Raw genomic sequence first — 869 nt, forward strand, 5'->3', positions numbered from 1 at the left:
TCTATCCCCGACGGACTCGCCAGCGTCAGATGCGACTCTGCGAACTCGGGGAACTCCCCCTCGCTCTTGTTGCCCCCTGCTCCCTTGATCGCATCGTTCTGCGCCTTCAGGCTGCGGGCCACCTCGTCCTGGTCGCCCGCCTCGTGCGCCCTGGCCTGTTGCGCCGCCTCGCCCAGCCCCTCGTGCAGCTCGCGCCCCTGCGTCAGGCGCTGCACCGTCTCGCCCATGTCCGTCAGGTGCGCCTGCGCGTTGGGCCGCCCCTCCGTGCTGATGAGCAACCCGTCCTTGGCCCGCACCGCTCCATGCCCATCCGTCCTCAACTCGAAGCCCTGACCGCGCAGATCCTTGCGACCCCCCGTGTCCTCGATGCGCGCAATGTGCCCCAGGCTCAGGCTCGAGCTGTCGTGGTCGCTCTTGAGCTGCGCCTGGATCTTGCCCTCCGTGTCGTCCAGGATCAGATGGTTGCTCTTGCCTCCGGCCTCGTTGCCCCCGGCCCCGGCCAGCTCCCGGCTTCGCAGCCCCGTGAGCGCCTTTTGCTCGGGCAGCTTCCACGGCGGCATGCGCTGCGCGTTGTAGACCACCCCCATCACGATCGGATGGTCCGGGTTCCCGTCCAGGCACTGCACCACCACCTCGCTGCCCACCCGCGGCGTGGAGATCGCCCCGGTCTCTCCCCCCGCCCAACCGCTCATCACGCGCACCCAGGCCGAACTCTTCTCGTCGCTGCGGCCCTCCCGGTCCCAATGAAATTGCACCCGGATGCGACCGTATTCGTCCGTGTGCAAACTGCCCTCTCCTTCAGGTCCCACCACCGTCGCTGTCTGCGGCGACAGCACCCGATGGTCGACACTGTGAAAACCGCGCCCGGG

1 protein-coding gene is annotated in these 869 nt (G+C 68.6%); it reads right to left on the reverse strand.

Features of this window, described 5'->3' with window-relative positions; genetic code table 11:
* Window positions 1–869, reverse strand: an 869-nt coding sequence (locus RT97_RS28640) for a type VI secretion system Vgr family protein (protein WP_042582255.1), incomplete at both ends; no start/stop codon positions are given.

The organism is Variovorax paradoxus (genome assembly GCF_000834655.1).
In the GTDB taxonomy this organism is placed as follows: domain Bacteria; phylum Pseudomonadota; class Gammaproteobacteria; order Burkholderiales; family Burkholderiaceae_C; genus Variovorax; species Variovorax paradoxus_F.